The organism is Alicyclobacillus fastidiosus, from assembly GCF_026651875.1.
GTDB lineage: Bacteria > Bacillota > Bacilli > Alicyclobacillales > Alicyclobacillaceae > Alicyclobacillus > Alicyclobacillus fastidiosus.
On record NZ_CP104067.1, the window covers coordinates 4,968,317 to 4,983,824 of the forward strand.

The window sequence follows — 15,508 nt, forward strand, 5'->3', positions numbered from 1 at the left end:
AACAGAAAATTATTAAAAAACAACCCCATAGAAACGTGGACTTACGCAGATTTAAGTCGAACACAGGCGTCCTATAAGGACGCCTTTTTATTACTGCATAGGAGGTGAGACTGTGATTACACGTGCTTATGCAACGAGGTTTATTGGACAGCACATCCACTTTCGCACGAGAGATGGGGTAACTCACCAAGGGATTCTGCATTCCGTTACAAATGACGGAATTTACATACGACCCATAAGAGGAGGAACCACTCGTCTTGCGAGTGAAACAGACGTCAGTTCTGCAAACATTGATTTGCTAAAGAACATACCCAACTCTACGGATGACGTTCAAGAGGTTTTTTGGCCATTTCTCTTCTTTCCCTTATTCGCACTCACTGCGCTGGCGGCATATCCGTATTACGGATATGGTTACGGCTACGGTAGATATTACTGGTAATAACCCAGTACCCCCCAAGGGACTACAATTGAAGTCTCTTGGGGTGTTGCAAAATTCATGATATTCGATTGCAATAACGCCACGCTTAAAATTTTCCCTATTGCTATGGTGAATTACTGAGGAAGCCCCCAAAATAGGCTTCCCTTCGGTTTATATCTTTTTATGAGGTTTTTCAGCGTCAATGGTCGTCCCTTATCATTCCTTCCACAGCAAGAATGCCGTGGTCCGGTAGCCGTTGACGCTAATATTGGCCCTATCCATAAACAAAACCCCATTTAAGTGGTCGAACTCATGGCAAATCATACGGGCGAACAGCCCCGAAGCAGCCAGTTGAAAGGGATCTCCGAAACGGTTGCCTTACCGTATCAGATCCGACTCGCTGAGACGAAGTTAAACTTTGGACAGCTTCTCTCTTCTATAGAATACGTGAATAAACTAACAATGGCTTCTCTGTGGTCAATATAGTCCCGACTTGGGTTGCATTAAAACGCGCTGACGGCGTTAATTAAACCTATCTTAACGACCAGAGAAGCCCTTTTGGGTACACATGCCGTTCCACTGTTTATACCACCTTGTTCTTTGGTAAATCGTCGGTCAACTACCGTTCAAAATCTACCCCATTCATACGGTAACACCTGGTCCATTTCACCGTGTGAAATAAAGATGGATACTTCATTTATAGGCTTTATGTTGTATTCTTCCTTGACGAAACACCCTGGGATGTACCCACTAAGTGCCATGATTCCCTTAATACAGTTTCCAGATGTCAAAACGAGTGTCATTGCAAAAATCGCTCCTTGGCTAAAACCAAGCAAGTAAAAAAGGAAATCTCGTACGCCAACATATCCCTTGTCAAAACGATTATCTGCTTCAACCTGCTGTTGACTCTCAATCAAGCTCATAACCAATTTCGAAGTTTAAATGACATCTGGCCGGAACCTCGGCATTACTTACCCAAATTACATGGATTGTGATACGACTTGCGTCTGTGATCCCAGCGCTTTCCCGAAGAGTAACACGGTGGCAAGGATACACAAGTCGGAATCGGGTCTAATGGCCGAATCGTGAGTGGCCTGCGTCATGCATTTTGGGGAATGACCAGAAATCGTCCCACAAACAGAACGAAAAAATAGATCTATAGAACCACAAGTTGCTATTAAAGGCTGTGTGTTACGAAAACGGATGGCAATCCTTATTTAGGTCTTTTTCCGTCAGCACCCGTGGGGAATATCCCATTCGATATGGCAATTCGAATAGTCTTGAGAGTCCTCGAACTCTTTGAAATCCATAGCCAAACGTGATAGGAGTCATTCCAGGTATTAAAACTTTCACAGCATGCAGTCCACCGTAAGATACTTCCACACTGGTTTGATTCAGCACGATAACGTCAAATCCTCGCCCGTGTAAATCATCAAGTACCGAATTGAGAATCAGTCGAATGTCTCGTGAATCGATTTGGAATCGTCGAGCTACATCGGTGTATACTTCTTCGACTGACTGAATCTGCCTTCGATTCTCTTGCCTCAAAAGAAATTCCCAACGTGGGTAAGCTTCGGGCAAACCAGCAACCACAACGTGATCGAGAATATCCTTGATTTTTGTCGAATCCAAGAACATGGAAACTGCCTCTTTACGTCTCTCTTCCGACGTTCGCTGAAGGTTAAGCACTTGAACAGTTAATTCGCGGAGCGCACCATAGACAGCCTGGTAGGGATTTAAATGGCACGCGGATCCGCTTACCACTTTCGGATAGTCGTTCTCTCCGCTGATGGCCACAGCACAAATTGCCGGTATGCTGAGATCATGGGATATATTAAACAGGCGAACTTCAAATCCATTTTCTACTAAATAATTAAAAACTTCAGATATTTCAGATGGGCAATGACTACCCAGTCTGAGCTCAGGCATCGGCATCTTTGCGTACCACATGTTAAGAAATCCATCCCGCTCGAGAACTTCGAAAATTCCATGCAGGACAGCTTCTTCCACAGTCCCTCCTATTGCGCATCCATTAGACGATTCCTTGATGAACCGCTTCTCATCAGCCGTTGGTCCATAATAGGCAATCTGCTCCGGAATGAGGACAGACTTATTATACTTGGTCGAGTGTGCCCAAACCCATGAATACTTCTTCTCTTCATCAAAAGGTTCAAGGATATGATTGGACGACTGAAACAACTCATGGCTGTGCAACCCGAACTGTGACGGGTGTACGGCGATGTCGTTGAATTCCGAATACTTACCAAGGACGACAGGCCGTCGATTCACCGCCTGAAATCCGCAGCTACGCTCCAACACTTCGAGCATTGCGGATTGCTTCGCATCGATGATGGACAAACCCGAGCCATACCCAGCAATTTCAGTACCAGCAGGTGTATAAATATATGCATCTGCCTGAACATAACGGTCTCCATTCCAAAACTCATTTGCGGCTGAAATATAACCTACCTCGGTATGCATGAACAACTCTTCTAAACGCTTGAAATCCACAGTTCCAACTCTCAACGTTTCCACATCGTTCATGATATGAGAAGCGAATTGCAATTGGGCAAGAACGGGATCGTCATCTGGCATAAGGTTACATCGAGGACAATCGTGACTTGGGACAACTGGCACCCACTCGATGTGTTCCTCTTGGTCGTACACACCAACTTTCCCTTTGGAATTTGGAGAGTTCGGGGATTCCAAAATAATCGACTGTATCTCATCGGTTACGATGTCTCCCAACGTTAAAAGGTCTGATTGAGACATCATCAGAGGCATATGCAGAGGTTCCACGATACTGCCGACTTGTTGGTTTAAAATAGAATTCAGAAGACTGCGATGGAAAGTATTTTCCCACCGCAATTGTAGACAAGTCGCGCAACCAGGTATTTCTGGAGTCTCCAGCGGCCCCAGCAGAACCGTCGATCCCCTGCCAAGAACAGATAAGGTGCTGAGTTTTAAATCCCTACACTTTCCCAATACCAAGTGCTCGAATTCAGAAGGCATATCCGATGCCAAAATGACAAGTTTTGGGCGGTATTCTTCTAGATCATCAAGTGAACAGTTGTGCACGATATGAAATTCACTAGTTTGACTGTGCTTTTCGCACCAGGTGTCAATGATTTGTTTACCCAATATAGAACCATTGTGAAATATAACAATATTCATTGTATCCCCCGCAATTAAGTGTCAGTCACTTTATTTTCGTGCACCACATCATAAGTCAAAATATTCATGTATTCCTATGTATAGAACAAAGGATCCAGCTCTAAGTTCTTCACACGTTCCATGGTCTTCGCCACACAATACGAAGCTCGACTCCCTCTTGTCCCTTTCAGGTTGAATATGTCGATGCGGCAGGATTCACTTTATGTTATAGCCTGCAGTTTTGCTTCACCAGCACGAATCGAAGCAACGGAAGCGGCGCAAACACTCAATAAATCAGAGGTGATTGCATGGTTCAACAGTAAAAAAGAGACACTCTTTTCACTAAACGATGAGGAGAAAAAGAACGTCGTACAAGAACTGATCGAAAAGTGGTCATCATGCCCTCTAAGAGCATTGACGACCACTCCATCGAAATTTCTTGCAGGTTTTTAATGGTGGAGGCGAGGCTCCTCGGTCCGAAATCCTCAAGTACACGCTATATTGGCCAACTGCTCAGTAAAAGTTCACGAAAAGCACACGCATCAATTCATAAGTTAGTTCGCCGACTTAGAAGGTCAATAAAACGTTTCAACAAGCAGTCTTTTGAGCTTACGTTGGGCGTGAGTTACGTGGGAAATGCGGATGAAAGAAACCTGTACTATCAAAGTGCACACCTAGTCGCAAGGAGAGTGGCGGGATATAAAGATGATTAGGAAAGGTATCTCAACTCACAAAACGTAATGGCTGATGCCCGCATATTGTATGTGGCACGTGTTAAAATGAGGTGATATGTATGTACAAGGGGATTCTTGACCTCGTTCCGGAACGTCCCTTTCCGTATAATTTTGCTCCGTTAAGATTCAAAACAAACGGTGGATTGGCCAACCCCTATTATTATTGGAATCAGCAGATTCGTCAACTTGCTCCATTTCAACATGGTCCAGAACGGCTTGAAGAGCGCCCATCGCATAGCCAGCATATTGATTGGCATGCTCTGTACCCTAGCGAAGTACTCCTGAGTGGATCAACGAATCGTAAGGAGGTAGCCTTAACGTTCGATGATGGACCAGACACTATTTGGACCCCTCGCATTCTCTCGATTTTGTCTTATAGAGCGTGTCCGAAAAGCCCGCAATTTTGAGTAAATAGCAAAACGCACCGATCCGCAAAACTGGTAAAATTGAAGGTATCCAGCCGTCAAATTTTCCAGTTCTGGAGGTGCGTTTTTCCATAGATTTGCAGTTAGACCTGCTTCCATACGCCTATTATAACACGCTTGGCTTCGACCCCGAACTCGTTGATTACGTAGATCACATTGACGACTCATTCCTGGACCTGCTCGTCGGACCCCTGTACGACAAGAGAGGACGCAGACCCGCATCTCCAATCGCCTATTTCCGGATGCACTATCTGTATTTCACTAGGCCGGAGATTACCTCATTCCGTCAATTGTGCAAACAGTTGCGAGACCCAAAGAACCAGGCGTGGCGCAGCTTCATCGGTGTACCCAATCCAGCAAAGGTTCCGTCACACCAGAGCCTGAGTGACTTCCGTAACAAAGTAGGGCCGGACGTATTCGAACAAATTCGTGACGAGTTTATACGTCAATCCATTCACATGGAGGGATTCATCCAGGACACCCTCGCCGCTATTGACTCTCGTCCGATTTACGCCAATGTCAACGGATACAAGAAAAAACGCTGCGATTGTGAGGTTAAGTCAGTTTGCACATGTGAAAAAACGTTTTCTGACCCGGACGCCACCTATGGGGCACAGCGCAGCAAGGTGAACCAGAACCGTTTCTTCGTTGGTTACCGGAAGCACTCGATTGCAGTAAGAACATCTCAAGGACCTGTGGCCTTGTTGTCTATCCTTAAGCCTGCGAATGTGGGCGACATTCGAGTGATGCTTCCACTGATAGAGAAACTCCGGCAGATTAACGAAATGCGCACTCAGTATCTCGTTGCCGACATGGGTTACATAGATGCGGATGACCAGAAGGAGGCATACCACAAACACAGTATGGCTGTGGTTACAGGGTTTCGCAGTGGTATGGTGATGCCAGAGGAATGTAATGAACATGGGCAACCTGAGTGCGAACAAGGCGAACGACTGATTTGGGATGGCTTTGACTGGAAAACGGCCACTTCCTGGTTTCGTGGGGACTCAGAGAAATGCCAGTCATGCCCGCTATCCGGGGTATGCAGCAGGCAATTCGAATTTTCCTTTGACGACAAACCGATTGCATACGGCCCGGTGCCACAAGGCACCATGCTGCATGCCCAGATGCTTGATTTCAGAAGGCAGATTGAGCTGTCCTTTGCGCAAGAGTCCAATGAGTTGACAACAGTTATGAAACACAAGAAGGTGCCTGTACGAACAAACAAACGAGTACAGTCCTTCTTCACCATGCAGGATATATTCCAGCTCATGCAGGCGAGGATAGGTCACATTCGAGAGACCATGCTGCCTGATGACCACATAGAGCGAATTACACAAATGTATACAGTCCAGGCCGAGCAATTGAAACTCGATATCGCTGCATAGGCAAGCAGAACCTGGAAAATAAACAAAAGCCAATGTTACTGACAAGGGGTTCGTGCGCCCATTTTCAAGGGTGAGCAGGCAATGTGTTCCCATACGGAGGCATTCACCAAATTACCAAGTAAACTTATCCCATATCAGGAAGCCTGTATTCATGTATTTGGCTAGACATTTACTCGAATCGGATGCTTTTCGGACAACCTCTTATAGCAATGTTAAAGCGGAGTTTAACTGTGTCGGAGAGAGAATCCGGCAAAACCCATACATGCTTGAGCAAATATTCCGGGAAGGTCACCAAGTCGAAAACCACAGTTGGAGTCACCCGAATTTCACAAAAATAAAATTATCAAGTGCTAAGTACCAATTGGATCAAACAAACTTTCTGATTGAGCAAATACTTGGTGTTAGACCTTACTTTTTCCGTCCGCCGTATGGGGCCATAAACCATGAAGTTATTCAATTAGCCGTATCACTTGGGATGAAGATTCTTTTCTGGAACGTGGATAGCCTGGACTGGGCGGGACTTACTACCAAGCAAGTAATGTCGAATGTTTTAGCGCACACAAGGCCAGGAGCAATTATTTTGATGCACTTTGCCGGTGGGCGTGGAGAAAGTTTAGAGGATACAGTTCAAGCCCTACCATATATAATTCAAACCCTTCGTCGTGAAGGATATACTTTCAAGACAGTTTCTGAATTACTTCATCTGCCTCCGTATCAAATAAGCACGACCAGGAGTGCGCTACCTTAACCACCTTCTTATTCCATAAGAACGCAAATACAGGCATACCCTAGTGTCCGTTTCTCCCGCTTCTTGACCAACATGCTCTGTCAAGCAGACAAAAATGGGTGCATTTGGTGGATATAGTCGTGGCTGTGGTATTCTTGTGATTTTCCTGCTGTTCTCCTGTTAGCGCGAGCGTATTGCGGTTATACAGGTGGTGGAGCGTGCAGTAGGTGGCGATGCCTATTGAGTGATAGCCCCCAGGAAATCTAGGGGGTTACACATGTTTGGGGATAAGCTTATATATTCGACTTGGATTTCAGTCCCACAACACCTCTGAATCCAATAAATTTTTTGCTCTGCTCATCCCAAACTCGGTATCGAAGAGAGCGCAAACTAGAAAGCAATCCGATAGTTGGAACATCTTGAAGATACGGTTTGCTCTGAAAGAGCGGTTGCAGATTATAGTTTGGAATACGAGGACCGAGATGGTGAATGTGGTGAAAGCCGATGTTACCTGTGAGCCACTGCAATATTTTGGGTAGTTTGTAAAATGAGCTGCCGTGTAGAGCCGCAGTCGCATAGTCCCAATTCTCTTCCTTTTCGAAGTAGCTGTCTTCAAATTGGTGTTGAACATAAAACAGCCAAATACCCGCCATCCCTGCAAGGTACAGAATCGGTCCCTCAATAATTAAAAATCGTTCCCAACCAAATCCCCAACAAGATAGTCCTGCCATCCCGACAAGAGCCGTAGTAGTCATATGAGTATTGAATCGTTCTCTCCGGCCAGCCCCTTTTCGATTCAATCGATATCGAATTAGGAGGAGAAAAATGGGCCCCAGGCCAAACATAACAAACGGATTTCTATACAATCGATAAAGTATCTGTCTAAAGGTAGATAGTGTAAGGTATTCATCTACGGTTAAAGTCGTAATATCACCAGCGCCTCTCCGGTTCAAATTTCCATTGCCTGCGTGATGAACACCGTGTTCGTACTTCCATTGGTGATATGGGAAGAAAGTAAGCAAACCTGTAAATATTCCAACAAGCTCATTGGCCCATCGGTTCTTGAAGAATGAATGATGACAGCAGTCGTGAAATATGATGAAAGTTCGCACCAAAAAACATGCTGCTGGAACTGTTATGGCAAGTGTTATCCACACAGATACGGAAAAGCTTATATAAGCCAAGAACCATAGTACAAAGAAAGGAACGATGGTGTTGGTGAGCTGCCATAAACTCTTTTTAATGTTTGACCTCTGATAAAGTGCAATGTCTTTTTTCCAATTGTATTGTTCATAATGGGTATTTATAAACATCTTCCTCCCTTGGTTCAACACGAATATTGAACAGTTCCAGCACTTTGCGGATGCAATTCAGAGACGAGTGATTGGGGAGATTCGAGCCGAAGGTTTAACCGATCTATGATATAGGGGACTAAAGTCGTCACATCTGCAGATTATTCTATACGGATGACTTTTGCTTCTCGCTTCATCTCACTCTTACATATAGGGCACACGGGTTGCTCTACATGAACGAACTCTTTCCTTGACCAGCAACTACAGCCTGAACACTGCCATATAATCGTCTCAGCGTAGACGTGTTCTATAGTTGGCCTCTTTCTATTATTAAAGTGGTTCATTTACAGACCGCCCCCGTGCTCGAGTAATTAAGGTACACGATTCGAGTGACAGAAAACGGGACGGTCCTTGAAGTCACAATGACACATAAAGGACAGTCCCGCCAGTTCATAATTTACGCAACGTTAGCAGCTTGAGGCCCTTTGGGCCCTTGTACAATGTCAAATGTTACACGTTGACCTTCCTCAAGGGACCTGTATCCATTTCCTTGAATTGCGCTGAAATGCACAAATACATCTTCCCCGCCTTCAACTTCAATAAACCCAAATCCTTTTTCTGAGTTAAACCATTTTACGATTCCCTGATTCAAAAAAATCCCTCCGAATGCTCCGTGAGCAAAGTGATTGTTCAGCTACAAAAACATGAAAGCCGTCCTGTTCTGCTCCCACATGAGGCGCAGAAAGAACGGCTCAATATGTTATACACATGCACGACGATGGCTCGTGAACATGACTTTATGCTACACGATATCAATAGGGATATCAAGTCGGTAAATTGCAACTTTTCAGACCGTATAAAATTTATGCGTTCAAAACCAGGATTTGTTGTGACCCAAGACTCGCAGTGTACAAGCCTAAATGTTGTTTAATTCCCAACCTGCATAGGCCCTCATATACTCTCGTTTGAAATTACCCCCCGTCCAAGCAGTCCGGTATCAGTCAGCTTAAAATGTAATATGGACCAGAATTCTGGTCCATATGTGACTTTACTCATAAGTTGGCCAGACGTTAAACCATAAGTTGGCCAAACCAGTGCATGAAGACAACGGTCCTTGTGTAGCCAGGCTTTTTAACAGAACCAGATCAGTTATTTCATACGACTGGTGTCCTCAACGCGGTGAAATCGTAATGGGCCCGGCGAATCGATGTTCAAAAGCAGGTGATTTTTGTACTCTCGGCCAACTTATGACCCTCATTTCGACACCCGGCCAACTTATGGTTACACGATCCTTATGCACCGATTGAACTCTGAAAACCAGGGGAGAACTCGCCATTCCGAACATTTTATATAACACGACCAGGATCGGTTTGCGTCTTCTATCGTATCCCATCCCGGACTCAGACTTTGAAACAGTTTAGCCTTGTGGACAAAGACAGATTCTCTAGTCTGGTTTTACCGTAATACGAGACATGGACGCCAAGATGTCCGGTTAATCATTCATCAAAATGAATAAACATTTCAATTTGAGAAGCAGTCCTTCTTGAATTAATCCCCAATAGTTCAACAAGGAAAAACTAATCTATCTCGATACACCAGTCCGATTTTTGATTTGAAACTCTGGTTTGGTCACATACTCCATGTACGTCGTCGTTCCGTCAAAATCCAAGTAAGCTCGAAATCGAGTACGGATAGCTGGTGCGGTAATTAAGTCAAGTACTTGGTCTCTTGCAACCCATCGGCTATCGGTTGTTTCGTCAGATACGCTTAATTCACCACCCACGGGCTTACATACAAAGTCCAACATTAACTTCGTGGGAACATCAGTTACACCGTCATACCATTTATGTATAGCTGTATTCGAATAAATTCCGATTAGATGACTGACGGTTGTATTGATACCACTTTCCTCTTTGATTTCTCGACTCAAGGCGTCTATCAGATTTTCCCCGACTTCAACCTGTCCACCTGGGAATACCCATCCACCGTCACGTGTTTTTACCAAAAGAATGTTGCCGTGTCCATCTTCTACAATTCCACCTACGGCTACTATGTGCGTTGGAAATGCCATTTCACGACCTCCTGGTACTGTAGTAATCTGTGTGTTCCACCGAACCAATTTCAACTTTTCTGATGAATTTATCAACTTCACTCGGGTTCTTTAAAATAAATACGTTTTTTCCTGAAAGGCTGTTGATTTTCGCTAAAACACTTGGGCGTCTGTTCTTTCGGAATCCCCAAACGAACTTTATAAATTGCCAGCTAACCTTTTCTGGACATCCCTCAGCAAGGTCGGGTCTAGTAGTTCCGTACAGACTAATACCTCTCTTGATTACCCTGTACGTCGTTAGCCAGCTAGGAAAATCCAGATATATGATGGTGTCGGCTGCTGCCGCTCTAATGTCCAACGACTTTGCATACATTCCATCGATAATCCATTCATCATTCTTGACCAGTTTGGTCTGTAAACTCCGCCATTCGTCGTAAGGTGTTGGAGTCCATCCAGGTTTCCAGTACAACGCATCCAAATGATACACAGGGATTTTGGTGATCTCACCCAGTTTTCGAGCTAATACGGACTTTCCAGAACCGCCAGAACCAAGTACAGCGATCTTTCTCATCGCGTACCTCCTCGTGTATCAAAGCCTCAGATTTACCAATAATCGTAATAGAGTGGCTATTGAACACTTCTGCCCGAGAACGCTATAAAAGGTTCCCTATAACCGCTGTATTTGTATGCAGAGGAGCGCTCGCGCGCATTTTCGCTAAAAGCCGCCGTTTGTTTAACAACGGAGGCTTTAATACTAGATATATAGTGGAGATAACCGCACATCTTCTTTATCTGCAACAATTGTAAAAAACTGAGGGAATTTCGGGCTGGAACTTGGTATTTCCTCAAACGTCCGTATAAATAGTCCTTGAGATGCCACAGCGGTTATAATTTCACCAGCCGTCCAAAATCGTAATAAACACTTGGGCAAATCATAACGGTCTTCTTCGGGCAGAAGATCAACGTAAGCAAGCCCGCCCTCCATAATGGCATCATCAAAGTAGTTTGCATCTGGTTTTGTTTCTAAGACCCCATCTCTGTAGTCCAGCATCTTACGGGAAAATGGATGGAAGTCAGTTAAAATCAGTCGACCACCAGATAATAATCTGCGACTAACCAAGGAAAAAAGCGGGGATAAATCGGAGAAGTAATGTAATATCCCGAACTCCATCAACACGATATCGAATTCTCCCAGCTCACTTTCTTTGGGGATACTCAGTACATCTGAACAGATATAGTTCAGTCCGACACCTGCGGCAGCCGCAACTTGTGTCGCGTATAACCGATTTTCTTCCGATATATCTACCACAGTCACATCAGCACCTAGTAAAGCTAGGCAAATCGCTTTTGACCCATGTGAGCCGAGGAGGTTAAGGACTCGCTTGCCTGATGGATCGCCAATATACTTTAACCAATGACGCAGAGGGTGCCTACAATCCGTTTTTAGATTTTGAGCGTGCTCACTGGGTGTCCCAAGGCTTCGAGTCCAAGCCTGATATGCTCTTGTTTCCCACGCGACTTTGTTGGCACGAGACAGCTGTTCTTGCATACAGATACCTCCCAGTTCAATGTGCAAAACAGACTGAATCATCGTAACATTTGAAAGTGGGCCGTCAATCATTTTTCTAAATTACTTCTTCAATGATCTATATCTTTGAACGCACTATTCAAATTTAAATGAATCGCTATTCGGTTAAACTGCCCAATAGTACAACAACGCCCGGTCCTCAATCGCTGCATGTTCATGCAACTTCAAGTAACAGAACTTATGGGATTTATACCCCCGATAACGACAGTATGAAACTTCGCAATTGGTTCACAACTGTTCTCGAAGCGACATGAGGTTACGCCATCCATAAGCAGACTCCTGTAGCTGTTGTTCTCCAATTTGAATACTTTGCTCGCGTACTAACCGCCCGCCCATAGATTCATAAAAATAACGCGATGGGTTATCGTTTAATACCCATATCAGCATTGTATGAAAGTGGCTAGAGGCAAGATGCGACACAACGTGATGGAAAAGTAGTTTGCCAACTCCCTTCCGTTGATGCTCCTTTAGCAAATAAATTGCATACAATTCCCCGTCGTATGTAGAGTCTCCAGAACGTTCTCTGCCTCCATCTGCAAAACCAATAATCTGTCCTTCCTCATCTTCGGCAACGAACATGGCGTATTCATTAGAATTTTTTGCAATACGGTTTCGCAATCGTTCTTCACATTTTTCATAGGATAGACTCGCTAAAAACTCGTCGTTTACGATTCCGCTGTACGTGGTTCTCCAACTGTCAACGTGAACTTTCGCAACACCCATGGCGTCTTCTAGAACCGCCTTTCGAATCGTCCAACTACTGCCCAATGACAACACCTCCAATGTTTTGTCGTTAAACTGCCCATCTCAATGCAATAAGGACTCATGCATGATCTGTCGCATAAGCCCCCGTTTGTCCAAGAAGGCTAGCAAAAGGTAACCCACGTTTTAGTCACAAATGTAATTTATCGTTGTGAGTCTGCCTAGACCTGTCCCAGATGAGTTTTCTTGGAATTGTCTTGATATTTCAATCCAAATCCTAACGAGCGATCAATCGCTATGTGCGCAGTCCATATCGGTCCAAGCATAGCCCAGATAGAATTCTCTAACATTAACCCAATGCCAATACACAACAATGGGAACACGTATGTGTGAAAATGATTGTAGCATCGTGCCCCTACTCTTGAGCCGAAACAATAACCCAACATATCCAAATCCGGTAATAGTACCAATTCGAAAAATGTTGACCATGGGAAATGGTGGTCATGATAAAACCACATACTAACAAAAACGACCACAAGCGACTCCAACCGCAACGATGTTCTCATGTTATTCATTCCAGTTCGCCTGCGCACTGTGCAGCTTGCATTTTCGAATGCAGTCCCAGAAGAAATGTGTCGATGAGAAAACGGTAGCTATCATCCACACTGATGGGCATTTTGAACCCCTCATTTCGTTCTAATGAGATGAATCCGTGCACCATGCTGCGAAAACTGCGTACAGCATGAATGGAGGTATAGTCGTCCAATCCGTAATGCTGAAACACTTGAACGACAGTTTCGACTAACCTTCTCGCTGCTTGCTGCCATTGCTCTTCCTGCGGGTCGGAGACTCGCTGAACCGCTTCATATAGCCCCGGATGGGATCGAGCGAACGCCAAATACTCTTCTGCTAAAGCGTAAACGGCATTGTCACCGGATTTTCCAATCGCTGCCCGCGTTATCACGGAATTCAGCAGATTACATCCGTGTATGGCGAGTTCAATGCGTAAACCAGGAAGTCCATCGATATGATTGTACAAAGAAGGCGAACGGATCCCCAGCTTCTGAGCGAGAGTCGCCAAGCCGAGGGATTCCAGACCTTGAGAATCGACGATCTCGGTAGCAGCTTTCAGGATGGTTGGCAAATCAATTCTTGTTCGTTGCGACATGTCGATTCCTCCATATTAAAGTTCAAGGGCTCTATCAATGAGCTCCACTGGCTGAGCTATCATGTTTCCATGTCCAACGGCAAGTAATTCGGGTTGATATTCACGTATTTTGCGGGCGCTTTCCATACCTAACTCTTTGTTCCAAGTAGCCATAGCAGGAAACGGAAACAAGGGTCTCAGTTGTCCTGTTACAGCAAAACCACCTCTCGTTTGAAAAGCATCCCCGGCAATCAAAAACTGAGTTCGCGTATCGAGGAAGGACATTGAACCAGGGGTATGCCCAGGTGTCCAAATGGCAAGAAGCGATCCAACCCTGCTTCCATCATCCAAAAGCACGTCTGGCGTTGTTTTGATGGTATGTGGCTTGGGAACGCCTCCTCTAATAGGGGTACCTGGTTCGCTCGCATCAAGCGTACGATCGCCGGTCAATAAACGAGCGTCACGGCGGGAGATATAGACGGGAACATCCGGAAACATTTGTTTTAATTTATCCAGTGCCCCGATATGGTCGGAGTGAGCATGGGTGAGAACGATGCGACGAATTGCTTTTTCCACCTTCCTAGCGGCAGTGGCAATTCCATCTGCACTGTTCGGAAGCGCGGCATCGATCAGTGTCAATCCATCCTCTTCCTCCACAAAATAGCAATTCACGGGGAAAACACTCGGAAGAAACGTCAGTTGATACAAATGTCCCTGTTTAATCATTCGCATTACACATTCACCTCTGTCTTTCTAGGTTCAATTAAAGCTAACGATGTTTACAATTTAACTAACACTATTAGTTTTGTCAAGGATGTTTGCGTTCTGAATGTCGATCCATAAAGAACTCTTAAAACGGCTCGTTATTTCAAGAATATTTATTGTGCTGTCTTTTAGCGACAGATTGCCTGTTTAGTGTAAATGCGTCGTTATGTGTGTAAGAAAACTAGGCGGGTTCATTCCCAACAGGTATTCTCCATACCTTGTCTAGGGGTGAACCGTCGTCGTTCATTGATGTTTCACTAGTGCACGTCAGTTGCGTCAAGAATGGATTTGCAGTTGTAGCAAACTGGAGCCAGTCGGGTAAATGCGCTAACCATTGGATCAGCCTCGTTCGGAAGGAAATTAAGATAGAATCTCTATCAGTTTCACAGGTAGAGTCACTACTGCAGACTCCTGCCCAAGAGCGCAAGACGGCGATAAGCACCCAAACGCATATTCATACGACAGGGGCCCCCTTATAATGTGAACACGCACCCCACCAACTCAAATTTGTAGACTAGAAGCATTTTCTTTTACGTATTTTTCAAAGTCGTTTTTAAAAAAGGCATGAAGTACACAAGGTTGTTGCTCTTTGTTCTCCAAGAACTCATGCTCGTCTGGAAATTGATCTTCAACATTTAAACGAATATACGGCAGTTTTTCCTGTGCTTTTTGCGAACGAATATTAGTTTTTCGTGCTCCTGCCAAAACGTGGACCAGTCCAAGTTCTTGAAACGCTATCTTCAGAATTTCAATTTTAGATGCGTGATTGTAACCCATTCCCCAATACTCTTGCCCAATCCATGTACCTACGTGACATCGTTTCCGTTCTCGATTAATGGACATTAAGGTAGTCACGCCAATAAATTCACCATTTTCGTTAAGAATAACCCTGGAAAGCTGATTGCCGTTTTGTTCTTCCTGAGTAATCCACTGAATAAAGTTCCGTGTATCTTTTACGGATTCGTCGGGAATGCCAAGAACATCTTTAATCTTTGGGTTTGATACTAACTCCCACATTCGTTCTGCAAAAGATAAATCATGTGAAACCAGCTGTACCCTTGCCATTCCTGACGACCTCCTATCAGAAATTCTTTTGCATAACAATTTTAGTATAAATTT

18 protein-coding genes and 1 pseudogene are annotated in these 15,508 nt (G+C 44.6%); 5 read left to right on the forward strand and 14 right to left on the reverse strand.

Annotation, left to right across the window (positions count from 1 at the left end; all coding sequences use genetic code 11):
- The first annotated feature begins 112 nt into the window (after positions 1–112).
- Entirely contained in the window at positions 113–439 is a 327-nt protein-coding gene (locus tag NZD89_RS24265) for an LSm family protein (RefSeq protein ID WP_268005248.1), read from the forward strand.
- Positions 440–634: 195 nt separating this feature from the next.
- Here NZD89_RS24265 and NZD89_RS24270 read toward each other — a convergent pair.
- The 3 genes and pseudogenes from NZD89_RS24270 to NZD89_RS24280 all read right to left on the reverse strand — a co-directional run.
- Positions 635–778: pseudogene (locus NZD89_RS24270) on the reverse strand (peptide deformylase); the annotation flags it as partial.
- 266 nt (positions 779–1,044) lie between these two features.
- On the reverse strand, positions 1,045–1,341 hold the full coding sequence (locus NZD89_RS24275) for an alpha/beta hydrolase (RefSeq protein WP_326492890.1): 297 nt from the start codon (positions 1,339–1,341) through the stop codon (positions 1,045–1,047).
- Between the two features lie 268 nt (positions 1,342–1,609).
- Positions 1,610–3,592: a TOMM precursor leader peptide-binding protein gene (locus tag NZD89_RS24280; protein WP_268005249.1), complete on the reverse strand. Its 1,983-nt coding sequence runs from the start codon at positions 3,590–3,592 to the stop codon at positions 1,610–1,612.
- A gap of 183 nt (positions 3,593–3,775) precedes the next feature.
- On the opposite strand from NZD89_RS24280, the gene NZD89_RS24285 reads away from it, so the two are divergent.
- From NZD89_RS24285 to NZD89_RS24295, 4 genes are all read left to right on the forward strand, one after another.
- Positions 3,776–4,024 (forward strand): hypothetical protein, encoded by a 249-nt coding sequence (locus tag NZD89_RS24285; protein ID WP_268005250.1) that lies wholly within the window; start codon positions 3,776–3,778, stop codon positions 4,022–4,024.
- A gap of 340 nt (positions 4,025–4,364) precedes the next feature.
- Positions 4,365–4,712 (forward strand): polysaccharide deacetylase family protein, encoded by a 348-nt coding sequence (locus NZD89_RS30175; protein WP_431308646.1) that lies wholly within the window; start codon positions 4,365–4,367, stop codon positions 4,710–4,712.
- Positions 4,713–4,789: 77 nt separating this feature from the next.
- A complete protein-coding gene (locus tag NZD89_RS24290) occupies positions 4,790–6,118 on the forward strand; it encodes a transposase (RefSeq protein WP_268003901.1) in 1,329 nt (442 codons plus the stop codon).
- Positions 6,119–6,269: 151 nt separating this feature from the next.
- Positions 6,270–6,866 carry a polysaccharide deacetylase family protein gene (locus NZD89_RS24295; protein WP_268005251.1) on the forward strand — a complete coding sequence of 199 codons (597 nt, stop codon included), beginning with the start codon at positions 6,270–6,272 and terminating at the stop codon, positions 6,864–6,866.
- Between the two features lie 272 nt (positions 6,867–7,138).
- Here the strand turns inward: NZD89_RS24295 and desA are convergent, their stop codons facing one another.
- The 11 genes from desA to NZD89_RS24345 form a co-directional block, all read right to left on the reverse strand.
- On the reverse strand, positions 7,139–8,158 hold the full coding sequence (desA, locus tag NZD89_RS24300; RefSeq protein ID WP_268005252.1) for a Delta(5) desaturase DesA: 1,020 nt from the start codon (positions 8,156–8,158) through the stop codon (positions 7,139–7,141).
- Between the two features lie 140 nt (positions 8,159–8,298).
- Positions 8,299–8,481, reverse strand: coding sequence for a cold-inducible protein YdjO-related protein (locus NZD89_RS24305; RefSeq protein ID WP_268005253.1), 183 nt, complete (start codon positions 8,479–8,481; stop codon positions 8,299–8,301).
- A gap of 113 nt (positions 8,482–8,594) precedes the next feature.
- Positions 8,595–8,789, reverse strand: coding sequence for a cold-shock protein (locus tag NZD89_RS24310; RefSeq protein ID WP_268005254.1), 195 nt, complete (start codon positions 8,787–8,789; stop codon positions 8,595–8,597).
- Between the two features lie 930 nt (positions 8,790–9,719).
- The gene (locus tag NZD89_RS24315) at positions 9,720–10,208 is read right to left on the reverse strand and encodes an NUDIX hydrolase (RefSeq protein WP_268005255.1); all 489 of its coding nucleotides are present in this window, start codon (positions 10,206–10,208) and stop codon (positions 9,720–9,722) included.
- A gap of 1 nt (position 10,209) precedes the next feature.
- Positions 10,210–10,758 (reverse strand): DNA topology modulation protein, encoded by a 549-nt coding sequence (locus tag NZD89_RS24320; protein WP_268005256.1) that lies wholly within the window; start codon positions 10,756–10,758, stop codon positions 10,210–10,212.
- 183 nt (positions 10,759–10,941) lie between these two features.
- Positions 10,942–11,736 carry a class I SAM-dependent methyltransferase gene (locus NZD89_RS24325; RefSeq protein WP_268005257.1) on the reverse strand — a complete coding sequence of 265 codons (795 nt, stop codon included), beginning with the start codon at positions 11,734–11,736 and terminating at the stop codon, positions 10,942–10,944.
- A 267-nt stretch (positions 11,737–12,003) separates the two neighbouring features.
- The gene (locus NZD89_RS24330) at positions 12,004–12,543 is read right to left on the reverse strand and encodes a GNAT family N-acetyltransferase (protein ID WP_268005258.1); all 540 of its coding nucleotides are present in this window, start codon (positions 12,541–12,543) and stop codon (positions 12,004–12,006) included.
- A 155-nt stretch (positions 12,544–12,698) separates the two neighbouring features.
- A complete protein-coding gene (locus tag NZD89_RS29875; protein WP_369125222.1) occupies positions 12,699–13,052 on the reverse strand; it encodes a DUF4260 domain-containing protein in 354 nt (117 codons plus the stop codon).
- Complete coding sequence (locus NZD89_RS24335) at positions 13,049–13,645, reverse strand: TetR/AcrR family transcriptional regulator (protein WP_268005259.1); 597 nt, start codon at positions 13,643–13,645, stop codon at positions 13,049–13,051. Before NZD89_RS24335 ends, NZD89_RS29875 begins: the two co-directional genes overlap by 4 nt.
- Before the next feature lie 15 nt (positions 13,646–13,660).
- Positions 13,661–14,356 carry an MBL fold metallo-hydrolase gene (locus NZD89_RS24340; protein WP_268005260.1) on the reverse strand — a complete coding sequence of 232 codons (696 nt, stop codon included), beginning with the start codon at positions 14,354–14,356 and terminating at the stop codon, positions 13,661–13,663.
- A 534-nt stretch (positions 14,357–14,890) separates the two neighbouring features.
- Positions 14,891–15,454: a GNAT family N-acetyltransferase gene (locus NZD89_RS24345; protein WP_268005261.1), complete on the reverse strand. Its 564-nt coding sequence runs from the start codon at positions 15,452–15,454 to the stop codon at positions 14,891–14,893.
- Between the last annotated feature and the right edge of the window lie 54 nt (positions 15,455–15,508).